The organism is Psychrobacter sp. T6-5 (genome assembly GCF_052258485.2).
GTDB lineage: Bacteria > Pseudomonadota > Gammaproteobacteria > Pseudomonadales > Moraxellaceae > Psychrobacter.
This window is the reverse complement of the sequence record NZ_JBQQEY020000001.1, coordinates 1,611,720-1,633,990: the sequence shown is the minus strand read 5'-3', so window position 1 is coordinate 1,633,990 and position 22,271 is coordinate 1,611,720. Positions and strand designations below refer to the sequence as shown.

At 43.9% G+C, this 22,271-nt stretch carries 16 protein-coding genes; 5 read left to right on the top strand and 11 right to left on the bottom strand.

Annotated features, from left to right (window positions below; genetic code table 11):
* Positions 1–66 precede the first annotated feature (66 nt).
* Positions 67–939 carry a ribonuclease HII gene (rnhB, locus tag ACTXGK_RS21720; RefSeq protein ID WP_443516975.1) on the bottom strand — a complete coding sequence of 291 codons (873 nt, stop codon included), beginning with the start codon at positions 937–939 and terminating at the stop codon, positions 67–69.
* Between the two features lie 22 nt (positions 940–961).
* Positions 962–2,278 carry a lipid-A-disaccharide synthase gene (gene lpxB / locus ACTXGK_RS21715; RefSeq protein WP_443516977.1) on the bottom strand — a complete coding sequence of 439 codons (1,317 nt, stop codon included), beginning with the start codon at positions 2,276–2,278 and terminating at the stop codon, positions 962–964.
* A gap of 450 nt (positions 2,279–2,728) precedes the next feature.
* On the opposite strand from lpxB, the gene ACTXGK_RS21710 reads away from it, so the two are divergent.
* Positions 2,729–3,811, top strand: coding sequence for a 3-deoxy-7-phosphoheptulonate synthase (locus ACTXGK_RS21710; RefSeq protein ID WP_238039058.1), 1,083 nt, complete (start codon positions 2,729–2,731; stop codon positions 3,809–3,811).
* 230 nt (positions 3,812–4,041) lie between these two features.
* Here ACTXGK_RS21710 and pepN read toward each other — a convergent pair whose 3' ends face one another.
* The gene (gene pepN, locus ACTXGK_RS21705) at positions 4,042–6,684 is read right to left on the bottom strand and encodes an aminopeptidase N (RefSeq protein ID WP_522909952.1); all 2,643 of its coding nucleotides are present in this window, start codon (positions 6,682–6,684) and stop codon (positions 4,042–4,044) included.
* Positions 6,685–7,049: 365 nt separating this feature from the next.
* Between pepN and ACTXGK_RS21700 the strand changes: the two genes are divergently transcribed.
* From ACTXGK_RS21700 to ACTXGK_RS21690, 3 genes are all read left to right on the top strand, one after another.
* Positions 7,050–7,673 carry a DUF6231 family protein gene (locus ACTXGK_RS21700; protein WP_443516979.1) on the top strand — a complete coding sequence of 208 codons (624 nt, stop codon included), beginning with the start codon at positions 7,050–7,052 and terminating at the stop codon, positions 7,671–7,673.
* A 141-nt stretch (positions 7,674–7,814) separates the two neighbouring features.
* The gene (gene pal / locus ACTXGK_RS21695; protein WP_443516981.1) at positions 7,815–8,333 is read left to right on the top strand and encodes a peptidoglycan-associated lipoprotein Pal; all 519 of its coding nucleotides are present in this window, start codon (positions 7,815–7,817) and stop codon (positions 8,331–8,333) included.
* 184 nt (positions 8,334–8,517) lie between these two features.
* Positions 8,518–9,318: a 4'-phosphopantetheinyl transferase superfamily protein gene (locus ACTXGK_RS21690; protein ID WP_443516983.1), complete on the top strand. Its 801-nt coding sequence runs from the start codon at positions 8,518–8,520 to the stop codon at positions 9,316–9,318.
* A 122-nt stretch (positions 9,319–9,440) separates the two neighbouring features.
* Here ACTXGK_RS21690 and ACTXGK_RS21685 read toward each other — a convergent pair whose 3' ends face one another.
* Positions 9,441–10,319, bottom strand: coding sequence for a hypothetical protein (locus tag ACTXGK_RS21685; RefSeq protein ID WP_443516985.1), 879 nt, complete (start codon positions 10,317–10,319; stop codon positions 9,441–9,443).
* A gap of 593 nt (positions 10,320–10,912) precedes the next feature.
* Between ACTXGK_RS21685 and ACTXGK_RS21680 the strand changes: the two genes are divergently transcribed.
* On the top strand, positions 10,913–11,671 hold the full coding sequence (locus ACTXGK_RS21680) for an IclR family transcriptional regulator (RefSeq protein ID WP_443516986.1): 759 nt from the start codon (positions 10,913–10,915) through the stop codon (positions 11,669–11,671).
* 161 nt (positions 11,672–11,832) lie between these two features.
* Here ACTXGK_RS21680 and mmsB read toward each other — a convergent pair whose 3' ends face one another.
* From mmsB to ACTXGK_RS21645, 7 genes are all read right to left on the bottom strand, one after another.
* Positions 11,833–12,777 carry a 3-hydroxyisobutyrate dehydrogenase gene (gene mmsB, locus ACTXGK_RS21675; RefSeq protein ID WP_443516988.1) on the bottom strand — a complete coding sequence of 315 codons (945 nt, stop codon included), beginning with the start codon at positions 12,775–12,777 and terminating at the stop codon, positions 11,833–11,835.
* A 151-nt stretch (positions 12,778–12,928) separates the two neighbouring features.
* Positions 12,929–14,212, bottom strand: coding sequence for an enoyl-CoA hydratase/isomerase family protein (locus tag ACTXGK_RS21670; protein ID WP_443516990.1), 1,284 nt, complete (start codon positions 14,210–14,212; stop codon positions 12,929–12,931).
* Between the two features lie 55 nt (positions 14,213–14,267).
* Entirely contained in the window at positions 14,268–15,050 is a 783-nt protein-coding gene (locus ACTXGK_RS21665; protein WP_443516992.1) for an enoyl-CoA hydratase, read from the bottom strand.
* A gap of 32 nt (positions 15,051–15,082) precedes the next feature.
* Positions 15,083–16,243 carry an acyl-CoA dehydrogenase family protein gene (locus ACTXGK_RS21660; protein WP_443516994.1) on the bottom strand — a complete coding sequence of 387 codons (1,161 nt, stop codon included), beginning with the start codon at positions 16,241–16,243 and terminating at the stop codon, positions 15,083–15,085.
* A 198-nt stretch (positions 16,244–16,441) separates the two neighbouring features.
* Positions 16,442–17,926: a CoA-acylating methylmalonate-semialdehyde dehydrogenase gene (locus tag ACTXGK_RS21655; RefSeq protein ID WP_443516996.1), complete on the bottom strand. Its 1,485-nt coding sequence runs from the start codon at positions 17,924–17,926 to the stop codon at positions 16,442–16,444.
* Between the two features lie 320 nt (positions 17,927–18,246).
* Positions 18,247–20,268: a propionate--CoA ligase gene (locus ACTXGK_RS21650; RefSeq protein ID WP_443516998.1), complete on the bottom strand. Its 2,022-nt coding sequence runs from the start codon at positions 20,266–20,268 to the stop codon at positions 18,247–18,249.
* A 314-nt stretch (positions 20,269–20,582) separates the two neighbouring features.
* Entirely contained in the window at positions 20,583–22,253 is a 1,671-nt protein-coding gene (locus ACTXGK_RS21645) for a fatty acid--CoA ligase (RefSeq protein WP_443517000.1), read from the bottom strand.
* Positions 22,254–22,271 lie beyond the last annotated feature (18 nt).

The window sequence follows — 22,271 nt, the reverse complement described above, 5'->3', positions numbered from 1 at the left end:
GGTAGATAGCTTCTTTCTGCTAATACATTGAATTTTTATCATTAGACGAGATACTGCCATTTAAGATTAGCTCTCTAATGCCTTTCTCACTGGTGCAAAGCTGCGCCTATGCGCTGATAAGACACCATGTCTTCCAATGGCTTCCATATGTGCGCGAGTTGGATAGCCTTTATGTTTGGCAATACCGTATTCTGGATGCTGCATATCAAGGGCATACATGCTCTCATCACGGCTCACTTTTGCCAATATACTAGCCGCTGCGATACTAGTATGACGTGCATCACCCTTCACCCATGCTTGACAGTCAATGTCCGATGGTAAGATACCCATCGCTTCAATCTTAGCCGTATTCAGCTCAGGACAGCGATTACCATCAAACAACGCCTCTACCTGTAATTTATCAAGTGATGTGCCAAGACTTTTAGTTTTAGAGAGATGTCTAAAAACTGCTTCTAGCAAAGCTTCGGTGCATAACCGCATACCGAGCATGGTTGCCTGCAAAATATTGACTTGGTCGATAACAGCTGCTGGTATATCAGCGATGATATAACTGACTGCATGCTGCTTTACCAATGGATAAAGAAGATCGCGCTTTTTTTCACTCAGTTTTTTGGAGTCTGTCAGTATCGATAATGGCGTGTCTTTGAGTGGTTGTTCTTCAATCAATCCTGACCAAGTCGCAGGTAATATCGCGGCGGCTACATTGACACTACCTAGTAACGGTCCACGCCCCGCTTCATCAACGCCTATTTTTAATATTGACTGTTCTAAGCGTTGCGCTTCATCGCGCTCATATTGAGCAAACAGCTTGGAGGTATTCAACTGTCCATATAAGCGTATAGGCGCCGCCAATTGGATATACTGCCCTTTGACATCAATATGATTAATACTGACGTCAATTATCTGGGCTAGGTTTTCTGTGCTAGGTTGAATTTGCATAATATTAGAAAGTCTTTCTAGATTAGGTAAGATTGGAGGCTTTACTATCGCTCATAAAATATTGCTCAATCACGCTATTTGCTGGCTCATGATTACTTTGCTGCTGCAACGTGTGTTTTGTCTCCAACAGATCTTTTAATTGCTCAGCATAAGCACGTGGCTGTAGTAAACGCATCACTGTACGGCAAATATTATCCCCGCTTGCCTGCTCTTGAATAAGCTCAGGCACAATCGGCGCATTAGCCAAAATGTTAGGCAGTGCCACATAAGGCACTTTTACCAGACGTTTGGCAATCTGATAAGTGATCTGATTCAATTGATAAACCACCACCATCGGACGCTCAAGCAGCATCGCCTCCAATGTTGCTGTCCCAGAGGCTAGCATCACGATATCTGACGCTGCCATCGCATGCTGACTAAACTCTGGCTGAGTATCATCGTAGACGACGACGATAGCTGCCCGCAATTGCTCTGAACATTGGTCAATGACTTCTTGCACAATATATTGGTGATTTTGATCAACCGTTGGAATGATAAAACACAGCTTTGGGTCTAATAATATGAGCTTTTGAATGCCGTCGAGCATCAATGGCAAGATAGCGGTAATCTCGCCACGCCGAGAGCCTGGCATCACACAGATAAGCTGGCTGACATCATCAAACCGTTCAATAAAAAACTGCTGCAGACCATCATTGTGCCAGACCAGCTCGCTACGGCGCTGATTGATTGGCGTGTCTATCAATGCTTGATCAATGGTTCGTAGCAACGGATGCCCCACACAGATCGCCGGATGATTATGACGCTCATAAACCGGTAGCTCAAATGGGAATAGGCACAATACTAAATCAGTTGCCGCTTTGATATTATGGATACGCGACTCACGCCATGCCCAAATAGAAGGACTGACATATTGCACACAGAACACGCCTTGTGGCTTGAGTTTCTTAGCGACTCGTAGGTTAAAATCAGGTGCATCGATACCGATAAACCAATCGATATTGGCCCTCTTAAACGCACTCAATAGCTCGCGGCGTGCTTTGAGCAAATCTGGTAGCTGCGCCATGACTTCGACTAGTCCCATCACTGCCAAACGCTCTAATGGAAAAATACTTTGCAATCCTTGCGCTTGCATCTTAGTGCCGCCCACGCCTACCCAGATGATGTCATCACGCAGATTATTCATCTGTTGCATAAAATCTGCGCCTAAACTATCACCTGACACTTCACCCGCGACAATGGCTATCACTAGCGGCGTGGCAGTCGCTTTAGGTTTATTAAAATCCGTCTCTGTTTGGCTGATGGAATCAGTATTTAGATGAGACGTAGCAGAATCTGTCATGACAAGCTCTCAATATTAAAGATATACAAATAAAATAAATCGTTGTTGTAAAATATAACACAGTCAGTCAATGATAGAGATTGATGACATACACATTTTATCTGTGCCTATTTTTTGGCGTTCATGTGTTAGTGTGCAATCATTTTAGTGTGATCATAAAATCATCGCGGTCGCTATCATACGTGACGATGATACAAATAGCTAAATTCACGCATAAAATCTAAGCGTTGAGCACCCAGTATTCAATACATCCTTATTAATAGACAGAAAAACGAAATACCAAACGTGCATTTGCGAATTCAAATATAACCTTAATCATGTGTAAGTATAACTAAGTTTTAGTTTCCTCATTCCAGTTATCAGTCAATTAACTACCGGACTACCCTTGTCAACCAACACTTTTGTCCGCATAATGAATATTCCTATAAATCAGCTAGACGATATATAACCATGACAACATCAGTTACCCATAATGCAGACATTGACGACGTGAATATTGAAAAATTTATTCCTTTGATTACTCCCGCTGAGCTAAAAACTGAGCTACCTCTATCAGACGACGCATACAAAACCGTACTAAACGGTCGAAACACTATCCAAAACATCTTGGATGGTAAAGACAAGCGTCTGTTTGTGGTCATCGGACCCTGCTCTATCCACGATATTAAAGCGGCCCATGAGTATGCCGATCGCTTGGCCGTATTGGCAAAAGAGATCGAAGACAGCGTATTTGTCGTCATGCGTGTTTATTTTGAAAAACCTCGTACCACGGTCGGTTGGAAGGGTATGATTAATGATCCTGACATGAATGACAGCTTTGATATCGAAAAGGGCTTGCGTACTGCTCGCAAGTTATTGCTTGATTTGAATGAAAAAGGCTTGCCTTGTGCAACCGAAGCCCTTGATCCGAATACACCACAGTACATGCAGGATTTGATCAGCTGGTCAGCGATTGGCGCACGTACTACCGAGAGCCAAACACACCGTGAAATGAGTTCAGGCTTATCTTGCCCAGTGGGCTTCAAAAACGGTACTGACGGCGGTATGACCGTTGCTGTCAATGCGATGCAAGCCGTTAAAGAAGGTCATAGTTTCCTAGGTCTATCCTCAGATGGCAAGGTCTCGATCATCAAATCGAAAGGCAATCCTTACGCACACGTGGTACTCCGCGGTGGTAATGGCAAACCTAATTATGATGAAACGGCAGTTGCTCAAGTTGAGAACGAGCTGGCAAAAGGCAAAACCAATGGCAAAATCATGATCGACTCAAGCCATGCCAACTCAGGTAAAGATCCTTACTTACAGCCGATGGTCATCCAAAACGTCGCTGAGCAAATTCAAAATGGTAATAAGTCAATCATCGGCATGATGATTGAGAGTCACCTAAAGGGCGGCAATCAAAAACTAACCGCTGATTTAAGTCAGCTTGAGTACGGTAAATCTATCACTGATGGCTGTCTAGACTGGGACAGCACTGTCACCGCATTGCGCGGCTTACGTGATATGGTAAAAGATGTGCTACCAAACCGCTAATAGCCATTAACGATAGTATATCTTCAAGCAAAAACTAAAAAGCCCTTTTCGTACTGATACGAAAGGGGCTTTTTATTGGGATCATTTTAAGAGAAACACTTTCTTGAACAGCTTAATTCTTAATGACAATTAATGCTATACGCTCAATTAAATAAAGCCAACTCTAATTTGAGGTTGGCTTTATTTTAAAGTTAATACTACAGCTAAAGTTATTTCCTAGCTATTATCAATCAGCTATTTGCAGCACCTAATACACTCTCTAAGCTTTCAAGCACATGCTTGGATGCAACGTTCTTGCGCAAGTCTGTCAGCTGCTCATGCGCCATTTGACGACGTGGTTCAGCCAACGTATTCCATCGGGCCAGTACTTGCAGTAATCGCGACGCTAATACAGGGTTGGCATCATCTAGCTTTTTGATGACGTCTGTATACATCTTCAGACCCTCTGCTGTCCATAGTACCGTTGGTTGCGAGCTAAAGGCACTGATAACTGAACGGACACGATTAGGGGTATTCCAATCAAAATCGGTATGCGCAATTAAAGACTTGATAACATCAGGTGTCACATCATCAGCGGCGGCTTGCACACTGAACCACAAATCAATCACCAGATCGTTTGCTTGGAAACGCTCGTAGAAGTCCGATAAGTACTTATCTGCATCTACTAACTGATGATTGACCATCGCCTTCAACGCACCAAAACGCTCTGTCATACAGCTAGCATTATCATATTGCTGTTGTGCCCAGTCGGCTGCGCCTTCAATGTTAGCAGTCAGTGCCATATCAAGCACCACATTACGCAGCGCACGAATGCCTCGAGCTTCAGCACTGTCTTCATAAGACTGCATTGACAGATCATTGTATAACGTAGCCCACTGATCTTTTAATCTATCTACTACTTGCTGATATAGCCCATCGCGCTGCTCTTTCACTAGTACCGGATCGTAGTCTTGAGGAATGGCAGAAGCAAGCTCTTGCGCTGAAGGAATATCAAGCAATCGTGCAGCCAGCATTGCATCATCAGCTGCTAAAACGGGCAACGTCTGTGTCAAGGCTTCTAAATATACATCAGGACTGCTCTTCGCGCCTTGGCTTTGTAGTAAAATACGGTTTACCAGCATTTGGGTGACTTGCCAGCGGTTAAACCCATTGGTTTCATGCTTGAGCAAAAATGCTAAGTCTACATCTTGGTAGTCATAGTTGAGCTGTACTGGCGCACTAAAATCACGCAACAAAGAAACCACTGGCTCACTTTCGATATTTTCAAACACAAACGTTTGCGTCGCCTCGTCAAGCAGTAACATACGCTCAGCGACGATAGCGCCTGAGTCTTTATCAAACAATGCCGTTGCTACAGGTATCGGCAACGGTTTTGGTGCATCAAAACCTTTCACATGACGTGTTTGCTGATTCAAAGTAATCGTTAGTGTCTGCGCCGCACTATCATAAGTTTGAGAGCCTGATACAACTGGCGTACCTGGCTGACGATACCAGTCGATAAAGTTCTCGATTTTGTCATCAGTGATACTGAGTGCTGATAAAAAGTCTTCAACCGTTACCGCTTGTCCATCATAACGACGGAAATACTCGTCTGTTCCTTTGCGGAAATTATCCGGCCCTAACGTGTTGGCAATCATACGTACAATTTCAGCGCCTTTCTCATAGACAGTCGTCGTATAAAAGTTATTAATCTCAACGAAGCTCTCGGGGCGTACTGGATGTGCTAATGGGCCTGCATCCTCTGCAAACTGATGCGCGCGTAGTGTCGCTACGTCATCGATACGCTGTACCGCACTTGATTGCTGATCTGCTGAAAACGACTGGTCACGGTAAACCGTAAAACCTTCTTTCAAACACAGCTGAAACCAGTCACGGCACGTGATACGGTTACCCGTCCAGTTATGGAAATATTCGTGAGCAATGATGGCTTTTACACTAAAACTGCGCGCATCAGTAGTGGTCTCAGGGCTAGACAACACACAAGCGGTGTTAAAGATATTAAGACCTTTATTCTCCATTGCGCCCATATTGAACTGACTGACTGCCACAATCATATAGCGATCTAAATCATAGGCTCGGCCGTAATTGACCTCATCCCACTTCATGGCGTCTTTTAAGGCTTGCATACCAACATCACATTTATCGATATCAGCAGATTTTGCGTAAACCTCAAGTAATACTTCTCGACCTTCGCTGGTCGTATAAGAGTCTGTCAACACATCCAAATCAGCAATAACACAAGCAAATAAATAGCTTGGCTTGTTGGTTGGATCCTGCCAGATTGCATAATGACGCTCTGGCGCATCAGCGACCTCACCTGCTTCAACCAAATTACCGTTGGCCAATAGTGTCGGATAGCGCTTATCGGCTTCCAGTCGAGTGGTAAATATCGCGAGTACATCAGGGCGGTCAGGATAAAAAGTAATCTTGCGGAAGCCTTCTGGTTCGCACTGAGTCACAAACATCGTGTCGTCACCACTACCTGCCATATATAGACCTTCAAGCGCAGTGTTGGTCTGCGGGCAAATACGTACCTGAATATCTAAGGTAACCTCATCAGGTGCTTCATAAATCGTTAGCTTGCCATCTTCTTGCTCATAGTGCTCAGTTTTTAACGCTTTATCATTCATGATAATAGACAGCAGCTCTAACGATTCGCCAAATAAGACAATATCCCCTGCGGTTTGGCGTACCATCTCAAGCGTACTATTTACCTGAGCATAATCTTCAAACAGTTTAATATCCAAATGGACCGTTTCAACATCAAAACTTGGCTTCTGATAGTCTTTTAGATTAATTTTACTTGGTGCATGTGGTGGTACATCTGGCATTTCAGGGTTGATGATCTGAGCATCAGTTTCAGCAGTAGACATGTGATTTCCTATTATTATTGATGATATGTTATGAGTGTTATTGTTTTGCTACTCGCATTATAGCTTTCGTCTTTATAGCAACGTTTATGGCGCTCAAAGTCACAATGAAAGTTACAACGAGCGCATGTTATATATGGTTTCCTGCTTATAGGTAGATTGACCTAAATCCTTATATTTCAAGTACGCGCATCGAGATAACTGAGTTTGTCCTTTATATACATTTCCTCGTATACATTCATGTGTGTTAACAGGCATCCATATAAATGATTAAATCAACAATTGGCTCACGTTATCAATTGGATAATGCCGATGAAAATGATTTAATAGGCACATTAATAACTCACCTTTCATAAACGGCTTATTATATGACAACACATACTGACAAATACTCAAAGATTACATTACCTTTATTGATAGAGTATGTTGATGCTCTCATGCCATCACTTGATAAACAAGCACAAACGATGGCTGGACAGACTGATGATACTATTGAGCTGTTATGGGTAGCACACGACAAAACAGAACTATCAACTCTGCAAACACAGCTAAAGAAAAATACAAATATTAAAGATACGAATGTTAAAGATGATAATAACGTATCAGCTCAAGCATGGCACGTCTCTACTTTACCAGAGCTTGCTAAACAGCATGTGCTTGAACGATACGAACTTGCTTGCTTTTGGCTACCCATCCTCTCACAAGAGCTGTTACATCAATACATCCCTACCCTCATGCGTTATCGTGATCTCTATGCAGCACACTTGCTGGTTGCGCTTGATAGTTCAATAAATTTAAAACCTTACGGATTTACACCATTTGATATCTTAAGTGAGCCATCTTTAGATATTAGTGATATTGAATCCATAACGTCGTCCACTGTATCAGCGACGCTTTGGCAGTTCAATTTATATGATTATAAACAGCTACCGAATTGGCTCAATGCTGACTACTGGGCCAATCCTGAAAACTGGGGCAAACACCGCTGGTGATACGTTACATATCTATCTATCGTTATTTACAGTAAAAATACTTACATAAATTAACAGTTAGTATATGATGGATAAAGATTGCCTGAGTTTTATCGTAAGCAGTTTAAAAAATAAATTTAATTAAAATTTTAGGAGCTCGTCATGTCAATCAGTTTTTCTAAGATCGCTGTTTTAGCTGTACTATCAAGCGCCGTTGCAATCACTACAGGTTGTGCGACTAAACGTGCTACCTCAGAAGTTGTGGTCGCGCCGCTAGGTATTCCAGGTGGTCAAGTTGGCTATAATGGTGCCGTCATTGTTGATAACTCAGCCGCTGTCATTACTGGTGCTGATAGCTTGCAAGCTGTGGTCTATTTTGCTTTCGATAGCAGCGAAATCACTGCGCAAGCGGCGAGCGTCCTTGACCAACACGTGAGCCTATTAAACTCAAACCCAGCAGCTGGTGTGGTTATCGCAGGTCATACTGATGAGCGCGGTAGCCGTGAATACAATATGGCACTCGGTGAGCGCCGTGCCCAAGCAGCACGCAACTATCTTGCTGCTCAAGGTGTCGCTGCCAACAATATCCGTGTCATTAGCTATGGTGAAGAACGCCCTGCAGCGGCTGGCAATACCGAAGATGCTTATGCACAAAACCGCCGTGCTGAGCTGTCTTACTAAGAGTCATTAAAAAATCATTTGCTTTAAAAAAGCCCAGTAATGTTATATTGCTGGGCTTTTTACATTCTATTGGGCTAAGTAAGATATAAATATCTAAGACACCTATGTAAACTATCTATTTTTAATTGAGTTGTATTTCTAGAAACTTTACATTTTTAATTGAAACCTTTGATGATCGCTTATTATGATGCCAGTCCTACATCTTACCAATGTCCAACTTACTCAGCTCAATCATGAAACATGGTGCGTGACTGCTCAAGTAAGTGATTTATCCAGTCCTGTAAGAATTAGCAACTTGTGGAACGACTCATACTGGTTATCAGTATGTCCATCATCACATATAGTCTTTACTGAGCTTCGTCATGTCAAATGGCATTATCATGCAGTACAAAAACCAATATCAAAACGTATTATTGCTCATAGGCAACGTCAACAGCAGCGCCAAGGTGTGAGACAGTTACTACAAGCGATACTTAACAAGCTAGAAATCAACGATACCCTAGATGAGTCGAGCTTTCCCTATCGTCTTCGCCAAAGCAAGTATTACGTCTGTTTTAGCCATACAGCCGCTCATAACAAAGATGAATTCAATAAAAAATCTAATCAAAATATCGGTCCTATTTCATACAGCAAAATAGCAGCGGTCATCAGTCATCGTCGCCCTGCTGGCATCGACATCGAGCACAATGATGTCGCTTGGCATATCGTCAAGCGTTTTTACTCAGATAATGAAATTACTATCTTACAGACATTACCAAAAAATCAGCGTGATTATATTGCAAAGTTACTGTGGCAAATCAAAGAAAGCTTTATCAAGATTCATCAGTATACTTTGGCACAAGGTTTAGGTGTAGATTACTCTGATATCATCCCTGCCTTGACTGAGGATATAAATAAAGACTTCGTTACTATCAGTCATATTGATAGTCAATCCAATCACCAAATTGCCGTATTGCAAGTAGATCAAACAGTCGTCGTTTTTTGATCATACTTAGCAATGCTCTCGCAGTGATTATCTCCGCTTTCTTCTAGATATAAAAAAAACGACCCTAAAAAGGGCCGTTTTTTTTGTTCTCTTCTGATGACAGTATTTACACTGTGATCAGATTAGAAACGGTAAGTTGCACCAAGTTTAACGATTGGCATCCACTCAAGATAGTTCTCGTCTTCTAATTCTTTCTTGATTTGATCTTCAGCAAGTGCACCGTTAGCACCGTTAGCATTAACAGTTGCTGTTGTCTTACCAAGATACGCAGCACCTAGCTCGCCAAATACACCGAAGTTGTTAGTGATGTTAGGGCGGAAACCAACAGTTAAGTAAGGAGCTAGCTTGTTACGATGCTCAAGATCAGCTTGCACGCCACCAACTTCTGTAATATCGCCACGCGCTACATCAACTTGACCAGCATCGGGTGTACCTACGAAGTAACGAGCGCCGTCAACTGGGTAGTAGCCATTATCGCCTGCATCTTTAGCATTAGCAGTAGCTGTGATTTCGTTATCAGGAACGATGATACCAGCACCCATAGTGAACCAGTTAGCCATAGGACGTAACTGCACGCCTAGATATGGGTTGCTAAAGTCAGTGTCAATATCATAGTTTACGTCGTTTGCATCAAAATCACCGCCGAAAAGCTCAGCAGCATCGCCACCCGCCCAACCAGCTTGTAGTTCAGTTTTGTCGTTCACACTAAAGCCAAGACTAGCACCATAGCCCAAAGTACCGGCTTCAGCACTAACAGAAGCTGGGTGAGTTAATGTGTTAAAGATAGTTTTGGTCGTACCAACAACAGCGCCAGTAGTATTGCGTACAATACCAGCATCAGAGTTATATGCGTAAGAAGGTTGTGCTGCTTGATATGCAACTGGCTCAGCTTCGTATACTACCGCATCATTGTCGTCAACAACGATAACTGGATCAGCTGCTAATGCAGCAGTTGATGCTAGAACAGCAGCAGATATAGCTGTAAGTTTAATAAGTTTCATAATTATTCTCCTAAAGTGTGAAATAACTCGCCCGTAAAAAATGATAATTTTGCTCTTTTTTAAACCACCATTTTGTTGAAGAGATTAAAACAATTTTGACTCAAAAAGTCACCCCCAAGGATGCGCTTTTTATTTGCCGTTATGTAAAGATTGCATAGTTACTGTAATAATTGCTACACCAACCTGCAAAACTTTGAATTCCTGTTACACAACTCTCTCAAAGCAATTAATCAGTGTAGACATGAATATTGATTCGCTTAATGTTCATGTGAGGTTATTACAAAATGTTTCATCATAATGTCTGAGTAAGCGGTTCAACTCAACACCAGTTATATAGCTTATTACTACAGAATGTTGCAATGTGTGAGTTGAGGTATCTACTGTTGCGCTTAGAAAAAATTGTAAATATGGAAGCTAACAGTACAAATGTTCTTATATAGTGTCACTAAGCCTTGTCTCAGCTTGATATTGTGCTAAATTAGAGATAGAGATAGATCTACTGTGGGAATGCAGATTTATTACTATTTGTCTTCGTTATGAAAACGTTATAGTCTCGTCAGCCTCACCCCTTTTACTACTACTGAGCCTTTTATATGCCTAAAGTATCCTCGATTACCCGTGTGTTAGAGATCATAGAAGCCGTGTCATATGCTTCTAAACCTCTCTCTCCACTTGAGCTATCGCAAGAGTTGGATATTCCTAAACCGACCATACACCGTTTGATTCAGAATTTGGTTGACGATGGTTTTTTGACCGTTGATATTGGTGGTGGTATTGTTCCTGGTAAACGGGTACGCAATCTGAGCGTTGAGCTTTGGCAGCAGCGCTTATTCTTTAATGAGCGCCAGATGATTTTGCAAAAACTGGTTGATGAGCTCAAAGAAACTTGCGGTATCGGCGTTCCTTATCATATGAACATGATTTATACCAACCGCGCACAAACGACCTTGCCATTACAGATATACCTCCCTGTAGGAGCGAAGTCGCCCATGTGGTGTACGGCAACTGGTAAGTTGTATTTGAGCCAATTGTCTACCACCAGTCGCAATAAAATACTGCAAGGTCTACCATTAGATAAATTTACCAAAAACACCATCACTGATATTGACGCCTTGAATGCCGAGCTCGATCGTATCGCTGCCACTGGCATTGGTATTGATAACGAGGAGTTTATCTCTGAGATGGTGGCGGTGGCCGTGCCTATATTAGATAAGAAGTCGCGCTATCTGGCCTCATTGTACCTGCATGCACCGACGATACGCGTATCGCTCGACGAGTTACTGACTCATGTGCCTCGACTACAGCAAGCAGCGCAAGATATCCAAGCTCTCGTGTATGACTTACAAAGCTAATAGAGTCATTACTCATTCATCACTATGATCAAATAAAAAAAGGTTCAAGCTATAAAAATAGCATGAACCTTTTTTCATCTAACAAGCTCTCTCTAATCAGTCCTCACTATCCATGATAGTAAGAGTGATTGAGTATATGAGTCGTTATTTCTAAGATAATTCTAAAACAATACCGAGGCATCATGATGGCCCATAATACTAGAGAAGTCTTTATCACCGTTTTCAAGCGCATGCGTGGCATATAACTCTGTTGCCTTGGCACCCATTGGCGTGTCTACATGAGTATCTTGAGCCGTTTGCATGGCAAGATTGAGATCTTTTTGCATCAGCTTACTCATAAAACCACCTTGGTAGCCATTGCTAGATGGGACGTTTTCCATGACTTGCGGATAAGGGTTATAGACCTCTAACGTCCAGTTACGGCCTGAGCTTTGTAGCATAATATCTGATAACACTTTGGGATCTAGACCGTTCTTAACTCCTAAATTAATCGCCTCTGCCGTTCCCGCCATGAGGATACCTAACAGCATGTTGTTACAAATTTTCGCAACTTGTCCTGCACCATGCGCGCCTGCATGAAAAATATTTTTTCCCATTACAGCGAGTATCGGCTCAGCTTTGGCAAAAGCGTCGTCATCACCACCAACAATAAAGGTCAAGCTACCAGCAATCGCCCCACCTGTCCCGCCAGAGACTGGTGCATCTAAAAAATCGATACCAAGCTGGCTTGCAGCGTCTGCCACTGTCCTAGCATCAGCAGCCGCTATCGTACTACTGTCAATAACAAGCGTGCCTTTGGGTAATTCTGCCAGAAGACCATTAGCGCCGCTATCGCCCAGATATACAGACTGCACATGCTGACCTGCCGGCAACATGCTAATGACAACTTGAGCATTGCTTGCCGCATCTTTAGGACTCTGTGCCGCGCGAGCACCTGCTTTTTCTAAGCGCTGTGTTGCTGCATCAGACAGATCGAAGACAGAAAGTGTATACCCTGCCTTTAATAAGTTTTCTGCCATAGGCGCACCCATATTACCAAGCCCAATAAAGGCAATATCTAGTTTAGAGTTATTATTATCCGTCGTACCTGTATCTTTTGTACCCATCTCATCACTCCTTGATGATTTATGATGTAGCCATTGCTACACACCATTTGATAATATTTGTTAGTGATATATTTACGTCATGTTTTATGATGCTTTTTTAAAAGTATTAAAAAACGTTATCTGTCTTACTTTTTGAGTTGTCTGTAAATAATTAGCGCACATACTGACTGCCCAAAGCTTCCTCACCCAACCAACCTTCTAGAGGGTGCTCGCCTTTTGTATAAGGATTGGCAAAGTGCTTATCGATATACGCTTGGCCTTCTACGCTCAAACAGTCTGCTAATGAGCGCGACCACTGCGGATCTTTATCCTTATCAATCAGTAATGCACGCACGCCTTCTTTGAAATCAGGATTGGCTGCACAATGTACCGCCACGTTGGTTTCTAAATAAAGTACTTGTTCGATCGATAAATCAGCGACTTTTTGATACAGCGCGTAGGTTAACGCTGCCGTTACTGGGCAACCATGACGATAGGTTGCGACTGCTCGCTGCGTCCAACTGTCTTCTGCAAAGTCTTTATTTAACTGTACTAGCGCTTCATCACTTTGCAGCAGCGCATCGATATCTGCCAAACCGCCACTGTTCATCAATTTTTGGATAGGCTGCCAGTAGGTCGCGAGCTTGCTATCAGGCAACTCGGCTACTGGCAGCTCAGCAAGTGCGCGACTGACAATACTATGCGCACTATTATGATGGAACTTGTTTGAACTACTGGCACTATCTAGCGTTTGCCAGTCGCTCTGCTTAAGACTTTGTATGACAGCATCATAATCATGACTTGCAACAGCATACTCTGCTAGGTTGGCCAACAGCGCGTCATTGCCATTACACATTGCTCCAGTCAAGCCTAAGAACAAACCTGTTTTGGCGGGCATTCGCTGCAAAAACCAACTGCCTGAGGCATCGGGAAATAATCCAATAGTAATCTCAGGCATAGCAAAACGCGTGCGCTCAGTGACGACACGATGACTGCATCCTGCCATCAGTCCCATACCGCCGCCCATGATGATACCGTCACCCCAAAGTATTAGTGGCTTTGGATAAAAGTGCATTTGACGATAAAGACGATATTCGTGACTGAAAAACTCAGTAGCATAAGGGTTTGGCATTGGTGCACTGGTAGACATACTGTCATATAGTTTACGAATATCACCGCCCGCACAAAAGGCCTTATCGCCTGCACCTTTTAACACAATCGCCACTACTTGATCATCCGCTTGCCATTGCTCTAACTGCGCTGCTAGCAGTTGGCACATATCAACACTGAGCGCATTAAGCGATTTTGGTGTATTGAGTGTCATTACCCCAATTAGGTGCCCACAATCTGTCGGTTCAGTATTGAACAATACAGACGCTTCTTGTGCTGTATTATTGGCTGATGTTTGCGCGTTAGTGCTGTTGGTATCGTTAGTCGATGTCGTAGCTGCTGTCATAAAAGTGACCTACAAAATTAAATAATAAAAATGGCTCAAGCGTTTTGACCGCTGATTATTTGTTTTGCCAACTGGGTTGACGCTTTTCTAAAAAGGCTTGTACACCTTCGCGCTGATCCATTGTGTCAAATAGCTTGACGAAAGCTTCACGCTCATGGATAAGATTTTGTGCAGGCGGTGTGTCTCTAGCCGCCTGAATAAGTGCTTTGGAATAACTGACGGCGACGGGTGATTGCTTTGCTACTTTCTTTGCCAAATCTTGAGCGGCTTGCAACCCCTCGCCTTTTGCAGTGACCTCTTCAACTAGGCCAATACGTAATGCAGTCTCTGCATCAACGCGTTCACCGCACAGTATCATACGCTTTGCCCACCCTTCTCCAACGAGCCAAGGTAGGTTTTGTGTGCCGCCCGCACAAGGCAATAGCCCCACACCCGTCTCTGGTAGTGCCATTTGTGCATGTGCTTCTGCAATACGAATGTCACATGCGAGCGCACACTCAAGTCCACCGCCCATCGCATAGCCGTTAATGACGGCGATACTGACACCGCGATAGGCAGACAGGGCTTCGAACGCTTCGCCAAATGCAATCGCCATGCTTATCGCACGACCTTTATCACCGTCTGAAAAATTATTGAGATCTGCACCAGCTGAGAAGAATTTTTCGCCATCTCCATGCACAATTAATGCGTAGACATCGTCATTGGCATTGAGATCTGTGATGAGTTGTTTGAGCGCATGCAGACTGTCCATCGTCCACGTATGTGCCGGTGGGTTATTCAACGTCAATGTTGCGGTATGACCATCAATAGATAGCTGTAGATTGGTATAATCTGTCATAAAACATCCTTGTTTTAGTAAAGCGAGATAAATTAGCGAAGTTGGCTTAGCCCTTCATCCTGTAAAACTTGACGCGAAATAATCACTCGCATGATCTCATTGGTGCCTTCTAGGATTTGATGGACACGCAAATCGCGTACGTGGCGCTCAAGTGGATATTCGTTTAAATAACCATAGCCGCCGTGTAACTGTAGGGCTTCATTAGCAACATCAAAACAAAGATCGGTGGAGAGGCGCTTTGCCATTGCGCAGTAGGTAGACGCTTGCCCATCGTTGTTATCGACTTTGTCAGCCGCAAGATAAAGCATTTGCCGTGCGGCGATGGTCTGAGTCAACATATCAGCAAGTTTAAACTGTACTGATTGTAAGCTAGCAATTGGATTGCCAAACTGACTACGCTCTTGCACATAACTGGTTGCGGTTTCTAATGCAGATTGTGCCGTTCCTACCGCGCAAATACCGATATTAATACGACCACCATCGAGTCCTTTCATCGCGATACGAAAACCTTGACCTTCCTCACCTATCAGGTTTTCTGTTGGGACTTTTACATCTTTAAAGCTAATCGTCCGTGTCGGCTGTGCTTTCCAGCCCATTTTGTGCTCGTTTTTGCCATATTCGATACCAGCACTGTCGGCGTTAACCACAAATGCTGATACACCTTTTGGCCCAGCACCACCAGTACGTGCCATTACCACCAATACATCGGTTGAACCTGCGCCAGAGATAAAGGTTTTTTCGCCGTTTAGTACGTAATGCTCGCCTTGTTTATCCGCCTTAGTACGGAGCGAGGCTGCATCAGATCCTGCATTTGGCTCTGTTAGGCAGTAACTACCAAGCCACTCACCGCTGACCATATTGGGCAAATATTTTTTGCATAAGGGTTCGCTACCATATTCGCCGATCATCCATGCAGCCATATTATGGATGCTCATATAAGCCGCCACGGATGTATCACCCCATGCCAGCTCTTCGAATACCATTGCTGAGTCGAGCCTTGGCAGGCCCAAGCCATCATATTCTGGATTGGTGTATAGCCCCAAAAAGCCAAGCTCACCAGATTTTTTGATGATGTCCACTGGGAAATGCGAGGTGCGATCCCATTCAGCAGCGTTCGGCTTGAGCTCTTTTTGCGCAAACTGACGGGCCGTTTGACGAAAGGCAACTTGGTCATCGGTCAATGAAAAATCCATAGGGTCATCCTTGTTCTCATAGATCAAATAGAGGGCTTAAATCTCAGAGAGGCTTCAATAAAGACTCTAATAAAAGTGTTGGTCAGAGATTTTATAAGCCATTAGTGCCACATAATAGCGGCATAACGATAATAAAATTGCGTTCAATAGTACCGCAAGTCGTATTAACGTTATACCGAAAATATAGTAATCCGACGATTAAATCGAAATTGTCGTATTAACACCGCGGCTCGCTTCATCATCGAACCAACGTGCCGTCACTGTCTTCGTCTGAGTATAGAACTGTACGGCTTGCTTGCCATAAGGACCTAGGTCGCCAAGCTTACTGGCACGTGAACCTGAGAATGAGAACATTGGAAGTGGCACAGGAATCGGTAAGTTAATACCAATTTGACCGACTTGGATGTCTTGTTGGAATTTGTGGGCTGCCGCTCCTGACTGGGTAAATATCGCGGTACCATTGCCATGTGGATTGGCATTAAGCAGTGCAATCGCTTCATCTAAGCTATCAGCGCGCATAATGCACAGTACAGGACCGAATATTTCTTCTTTATAAATTTGCATATCGCTTGTGACATTATCAAAGATAGTTGGGCCAACAAAGTTACCTTTTTCAAACCCTTCAACAGTAATTCCGCGACCGTCAAGTAGTAAACTTGCGCCCTCTTCTACCCCAGTTCCAATCAAATGCTCGACACGGGCTTTTGCAGCAGGAGAAATCAGTGGTCCCAAATCTTTATCATTTTTACCTGCTGAGACAACCAAGCTTTCTGCTTTGGCTTTAATCTCGTCAATCCATTCACCAGCTGCGCCCACTAGCACGACTACTGATAATGCCATACAGCGTTGACCAGCTGCACCAAATGCCGCGCCCGCTAGCTGATTGAGCGTCTGCTCTTTATTGGCATCAGGCAAGATAACACCGTGGTTTTTTGCACCCATCATACATTGGGCACGCTTACCTGACTGGCTGGCACGCTCATAAACATGTTTACCAACGTTGGTAGAACCCACAAAAGAAACCGCTTTGATATCTGGATGGACACAGATAGCATCGACGGTTGCTTTGCCACCATGCACTACGTTCAGCACGCCTTCTGGTACGCCCGCTTCAATCGCTAGCTCAACTAAGCGCATAGTCACCATCGGATCTTGTTCAGACGGTTTTAGGATGAATGTATTACCCGTAGCAATCGCCATTGGGAACATCCATAGCGGAATCATCGCAGGGAAGTTAAATGGCGTAATACCAGCACAAACACCGAGTGGTTGCCAAATGCTATATGTATCAACGCCTGATGCGACGTTTTCTACAAAGTCGCCGATTTGTAAATTGGCGATACCTGCTGCATGTTCTACCACTTCTAAACCACGGAAAACATCACCGCGCGCATCTGCAATGGTTTTACCTTGCTCTGCAGTCAAGATTTCTGCCAACTCATCCATATGCTCGCGAATAAGAGATTGATACTTTAAAAAGATACGAGCACGCGTGGTGATTGGCGTTTTGCGCCATGTTTCAAACGCTGTCTGTGCGGCTGTAACCGCTTGGTTAATCTCGTCATTGGTGGTTTGCGGGACTTTTGCGATGACTTCTTGGGTCGCTGGATCGGTGATATCAATCCATTCATCGGTGTTTGATTGTACGAACTGACCATTGATGAGCTGCTGAACGTGGTGCATAAGATATCCTTATCTTTTTTGCGAGACTACCCTGTGACGGCATCTGAGTATTCATTAAGAGTTAAGAGCTATAATATAAATAGTTATTTGTAAAATATTTATAGAAAACTGAATTTTAAAATGATTTATTTTGTATCGTTATTGACTATAACAATAAATCAATTTTACGGTCAAGCGCTTTATCGAAATTTTCACTAAGTTTGTTTTGTTAAAGGGTCTTACCCAAATAACAGAAACAAAAAAGCCCATGATTGCTCATGAGCTTTAAAAAATTAGCCTAGTTTTTAGGCGCTACCAACATAGTTGCTATCCTATACCAACTAATAGTCCTTCATCGATTGCTTAATCGCATCAATAGCGGCTGGATTATCAAGCGTCGACATGTCGCCTGTAGGCCTATCCTCCGCTAACGCCCGAATAGATCGGCGTAGGATTTTACCAGAACGCGTCTTTGGCAACGCTTGCGGGAAATAAATGGCCGCTGGCCTTGCAATACCGCCTAAGGATTTGACCACAGCACCTATCACTTGCTGCTCAATGCGGAAGCGGTTTTCGGTGGTTTCGACTTGCGATTGATCTTTTAGGACGCAGAACGCAATCGGTAGCTCGCCTTTTAGCTCATCTTGGATGCCTACCACAGCGCATTCTGCCATCTCTGGATGGGTACTGATTGCTTCTTCAATCTCTTGCGTGCCTATTCGATGGCCTGCGACGTTTATCACGTCATCGGTACGCCCCAAGATGTAAAAGTAGCCATCTTCATCTGTCACTGCATAGTCTGAGGTAGAATATTGCTGGCCATCAAAGAGACCAAAGTAACTGCTGACAAAGCGCTCATCGTTGCGCCATACCGTGGTAAGGCAGCCAGGTGGCAGCGGCGCTTTAATCGCAAGCAGTCCTTTTTCACCCGCGCTGCAAGGTTCACCTGTTTCCTCATTGAGGACCTGTGCCTCATAGCCATACATAGGATAACCGGGCGAGCCCTGCTTGTGCGGTTTATGATTGAATTTTGGCGTATGACTTAAGATCGGCCAACCAGACTCTGTCTGCCAATAGTGATCTAGAATCGGCACGCCTAAATGCTGAGATAACCAATTAGCCGTTGACTCATCAAGCGGCTCGCCTGCCAAAAAGAACGACTTGACACTAGACACATCATAGCGCGTCATCCAGCTCTCATCTTGCTTTTTGAGCATACGTACGCCTGTAGGCGCCGTGAACAGGATATTAACTTTGTTGGCTTCAACAATACGCCACCAGATACCTGGATTTGGTAGATGTGGTAAGCCTTCATACATGACACTGGTCATACCCGCTAGCAGTGGCGCATAAATCGTATACGAATGTCCGACTGCCCAGCCAATATCTGATATCGCCCAAAATGTTTCGCCTGCCCTGCCGTCGTAGACATAATCCATCGATGTCGTCAGCGCGACGGCATGACCACCAGTATCACGTTGCACGCCTTTCGGTGTGCCAGTCGTACCAGAAGTATAAAGCAGGTAGGACGGAGTATTGGATTCAAGCCAGACGGGCTCCACGATTGCATGGGCCTCGCAGCTGTGGCGGCGTTCAGTGGCATAGTCCACATCAACATTTCTCGGCTCAAACGGTAAAATACCGCGATTGACGACTAATACATGCTCGGGCTTAGTTGTTGCTTGCTCAACACCTTGGTTGACAAGGTTTTTATAATTAATAACCTTACCATCACGCAGACCTGCATCCACTGTAATGACCATTTTTGCCTCAGCATCATCCATACGTATCGCCAAGTTATGCGCGGCAAATCCGCCAAATACGACTGAATGTATAGCACCAATACGAGCACAAGCCAGCATGGCATATGCTGCTTCTAGAATCATTGGCATATAGATAATGACACGGTCGCCTTTGCCAATACCATGACGCTGTAGCACGTCTGCGAAGTAATTAACTTCTTTGTATAAGTCATTATAAGTCAGGCGGCGCTTGGCATAATCTGTATAAAACTCAACGTTATTGCCCAGATCTTTAAACGAATCAACGACCGCTGGAAAAGTTTCTATTAACTCTTGATTGATCTCTGATGACACCCACACAAAGGCATCTTGCTCTGCACGGTCTGCTAGATGACGATCGACACAGTTATAGCAAAGGTTGGTTTCACCGCCAACAAACCATTTCGCAAAAGGCAGATTGCTGTCATCGAGAATTTGCTCAGGCTCTTTATGCCAGTAGATACGCTTTGCTTGCTCAGCCCAAAAATTCTCTCGATCCATAATGGAATCGTGATAGATATCCGCGAACGTGGGCATGTCTGCTGCTTGAGTAGAGGCTGGGTGTTGGGCGTGGTCGCTCATAATAGCTGTCCTTAGCATAAACGAGAAATGGAATAATATTATTTTATAATCGGCGCATTGGTAAGTTGTTATCGCACTTGCATCGCTTAATCTGATCTTTGTACGCGATTGGCTTTATCAACGCTACACTGTTTTGAGTGTGGTAGACAATGTCCTGATAAATACTGGTCATCCTTGCCAGAATTAAAAAACCGATACGTTATGTATCGGTTTAAAATGTAGCAGAGCCCATCACAAAGGTCAACTATTAAGCGTGCAACACACATTACATTTTGATGAGCACAAGCGTTTCGACATTCAATCGATAGATAATATTATACTTGAGTTTGATTGGCATACATCTCACGCATGACTTTTTTGTCATGCTTGCCAACAGAAGTTTTTGGCAGTTCATCAACAAATTTAAATTGACTTGGCACACCATATTTAGGAATGATACCGCGCTCTACCGCTTTTTCTGCAATGGCTTTGATATCGTCAGCACTGGTTTCTTGAGCATTTGGTTTTAGTACCACCAGAGCCAACGGACGCTCGCCCCATTGCTTATCCCGAACGCCAATTACTGAGACATCCGCTACGGATGGATGCAATGATAAAATGGTCTCAATCTCTAGTGATGAGATCCACTCACCACCTGATTTGATCACATCTTTTAGGCGATCCGTGATTTTAATATAACCATCAGGGCGTATGTAAGCGATGTCTTGAGTGTGCATATAGCCATTTTCCCACAGCTCTTTACCAGCGTCATCATTTTTGAGATAGCTTTGGGTCAACCAAGGTGCCCGTAGCACCAGCTCACCCGTATTTTCTTGACCCTTACCGACTGGTTTGTTGCCCTCCCCCCATACTTGCGCATCGACCATAAGCACCGGCTTACCTGTCATACAGCGACGGGCAATGTCTTCATCCTCAGTCATTTCAGGCTCATTGAGACTAAATTCAGTCAGGCTGATAAGCGGTGCCGTTTCTGACATACCGTAGCCAGTATAAACTTCGATACCTTGGGCCATTGCTGTTTTTGCTAGCCCTTCGGTCAGTCTTGAACCACCAATGATCATTTTTAGTCCATTAAAACTGGCATCGCGATCTTGTGCTTCTTTGAGTACCATTTGCAAAATCGTTGGCACACAATGTGTGATACTCACCTTTTCATTGATAATCAAATCCAGCAAGCTATCAGGTGCATAACGTCCCGGATAGACTTGCTTTAGCCCCACCATCGTCGCCGTAAATGGGAAGCCCCATGCATGTACGTGGAACATCGGCGTCATTGGCATATAGACATCACCGTAGCTAACACCTTGCTTGTTCGGCAACATACCCAATGTTGCGGCTTCTGCCAGACTGTGCAGTACCAACTGACGGTGACTAAAGAAGACGCCTTTTGGATCCCCTGTCGTACCTGAGGTGTAAAAGGTTGTCGCGATGGTATTTTCATCAAAGTCTGGGAAATCAAAATGGCTATCAGCAGCTTCTAGCAATGCTTCGTATTCGCCTGTCACGCGGCTTTGATTACTGCCAAAAACCCCTTCAGCCGTTACACCATTGTCGTCCAGCCAAATGATGTGCTCAATACTAGAGTTTTCAAACTGATAATCTTTGACCAATGGCGCAAACTCAGAGTTGAGCATCAGCACTTTAGGCTTGGCATGGTTGATGGTATAGAGGACTTTTTCTGGTGATAAACGAATATTGACGGTTTGTAGAACGTACTCTGACATCGGTACCGCAAAATAAGACTCAAGATAGCGATTGCTGTCCCAGTCCATAACGGCAACGATGTCGCCTGCATCAAGATTCAAGTCTGCGAGTACGTTAGCCAAGCGATTGATACGCTCAAACAAGTCCTTATAAGAGAGTCGCTTTTTGTCCGCATAGACAATCTCTTGGTCTTGTGACACTGTTTTTGCACGGTTTAAGAGCTGCTTGACCAGTAGTGGATAATCATAGGCAGAGGGAGCACCATGGTACATATTTGACATAGACCTAACTTCCTTGTT

Coding starts and splice junctions, on each gene's coding strand:
- rnhB (WP_443516975.1), bottom strand. CDS start 939: ATGCAAATTCAACCTAGCACAGAAAACCTAGCCCAGATAATTGACGTC.
- lpxB (WP_443516977.1), bottom strand. CDS start 2,278: ATGACAGATTCTGCTACGTCTCATCTAAATACTGATTCCATCAGCCAA.
- ACTXGK_RS21710 (WP_238039058.1), top strand. CDS start 2,729: ATGACAACATCAGTTACCCATAATGCAGACATTGACGACGTGAATATT.
- pepN (WP_522909952.1), bottom strand. CDS start 6,684: ATGTCTACTGCTGAAACTGATGCTCAGATCATCAACCCTGAAATGCCA.
- ACTXGK_RS21700 (WP_443516979.1), top strand. CDS start 7,050: ATGACAACACATACTGACAAATACTCAAAGATTACATTACCTTTATTG.
- pal (WP_443516981.1), top strand. CDS start 7,815: ATGTCAATCAGTTTTTCTAAGATCGCTGTTTTAGCTGTACTATCAAGC.
- ACTXGK_RS21690 (WP_443516983.1), top strand. CDS start 8,518: ATGATGCCAGTCCTACATCTTACCAATGTCCAACTTACTCAGCTCAAT.
- ACTXGK_RS21685 (WP_443516985.1), bottom strand. CDS start 10,319: ATGAAACTTATTAAACTTACAGCTATATCTGCTGCTGTTCTAGCATCA.
- ACTXGK_RS21680 (WP_443516986.1), top strand. CDS start 10,913: ATGCCTAAAGTATCCTCGATTACCCGTGTGTTAGAGATCATAGAAGCC.
- mmsB (WP_443516988.1), bottom strand. CDS start 12,777: ATGGGTACAAAAGATACAGGTACGACGGATAATAATAACTCTAAACTA.
- ACTXGK_RS21670 (WP_443516990.1), bottom strand. CDS start 14,212: ATGACAGCAGCTACGACATCGACTAACGATACCAACAGCACTAACGCG.
- ACTXGK_RS21665 (WP_443516992.1), bottom strand. CDS start 15,050: ATGACAGATTATACCAATCTACAGCTATCTATTGATGGTCATACCGCA.
- ACTXGK_RS21660 (WP_443516994.1), bottom strand. CDS start 16,243: ATGGATTTTTCATTGACCGATGACCAAGTTGCCTTTCGTCAAACGGCC.
- ACTXGK_RS21655 (WP_443516996.1), bottom strand. CDS start 17,926: ATGCACCACGTTCAGCAGCTCATCAATGGTCAGTTCGTACAATCAAAC.
- ACTXGK_RS21650 (WP_443516998.1), bottom strand. CDS start 20,268: ATGAGCGACCACGCCCAACACCCAGCCTCTACTCAAGCAGCAGACATG.
- ACTXGK_RS21645 (WP_443517000.1), bottom strand. CDS start 22,253: ATGTCAAATATGTACCATGGTGCTCCCTCTGCCTATGATTATCCACTA.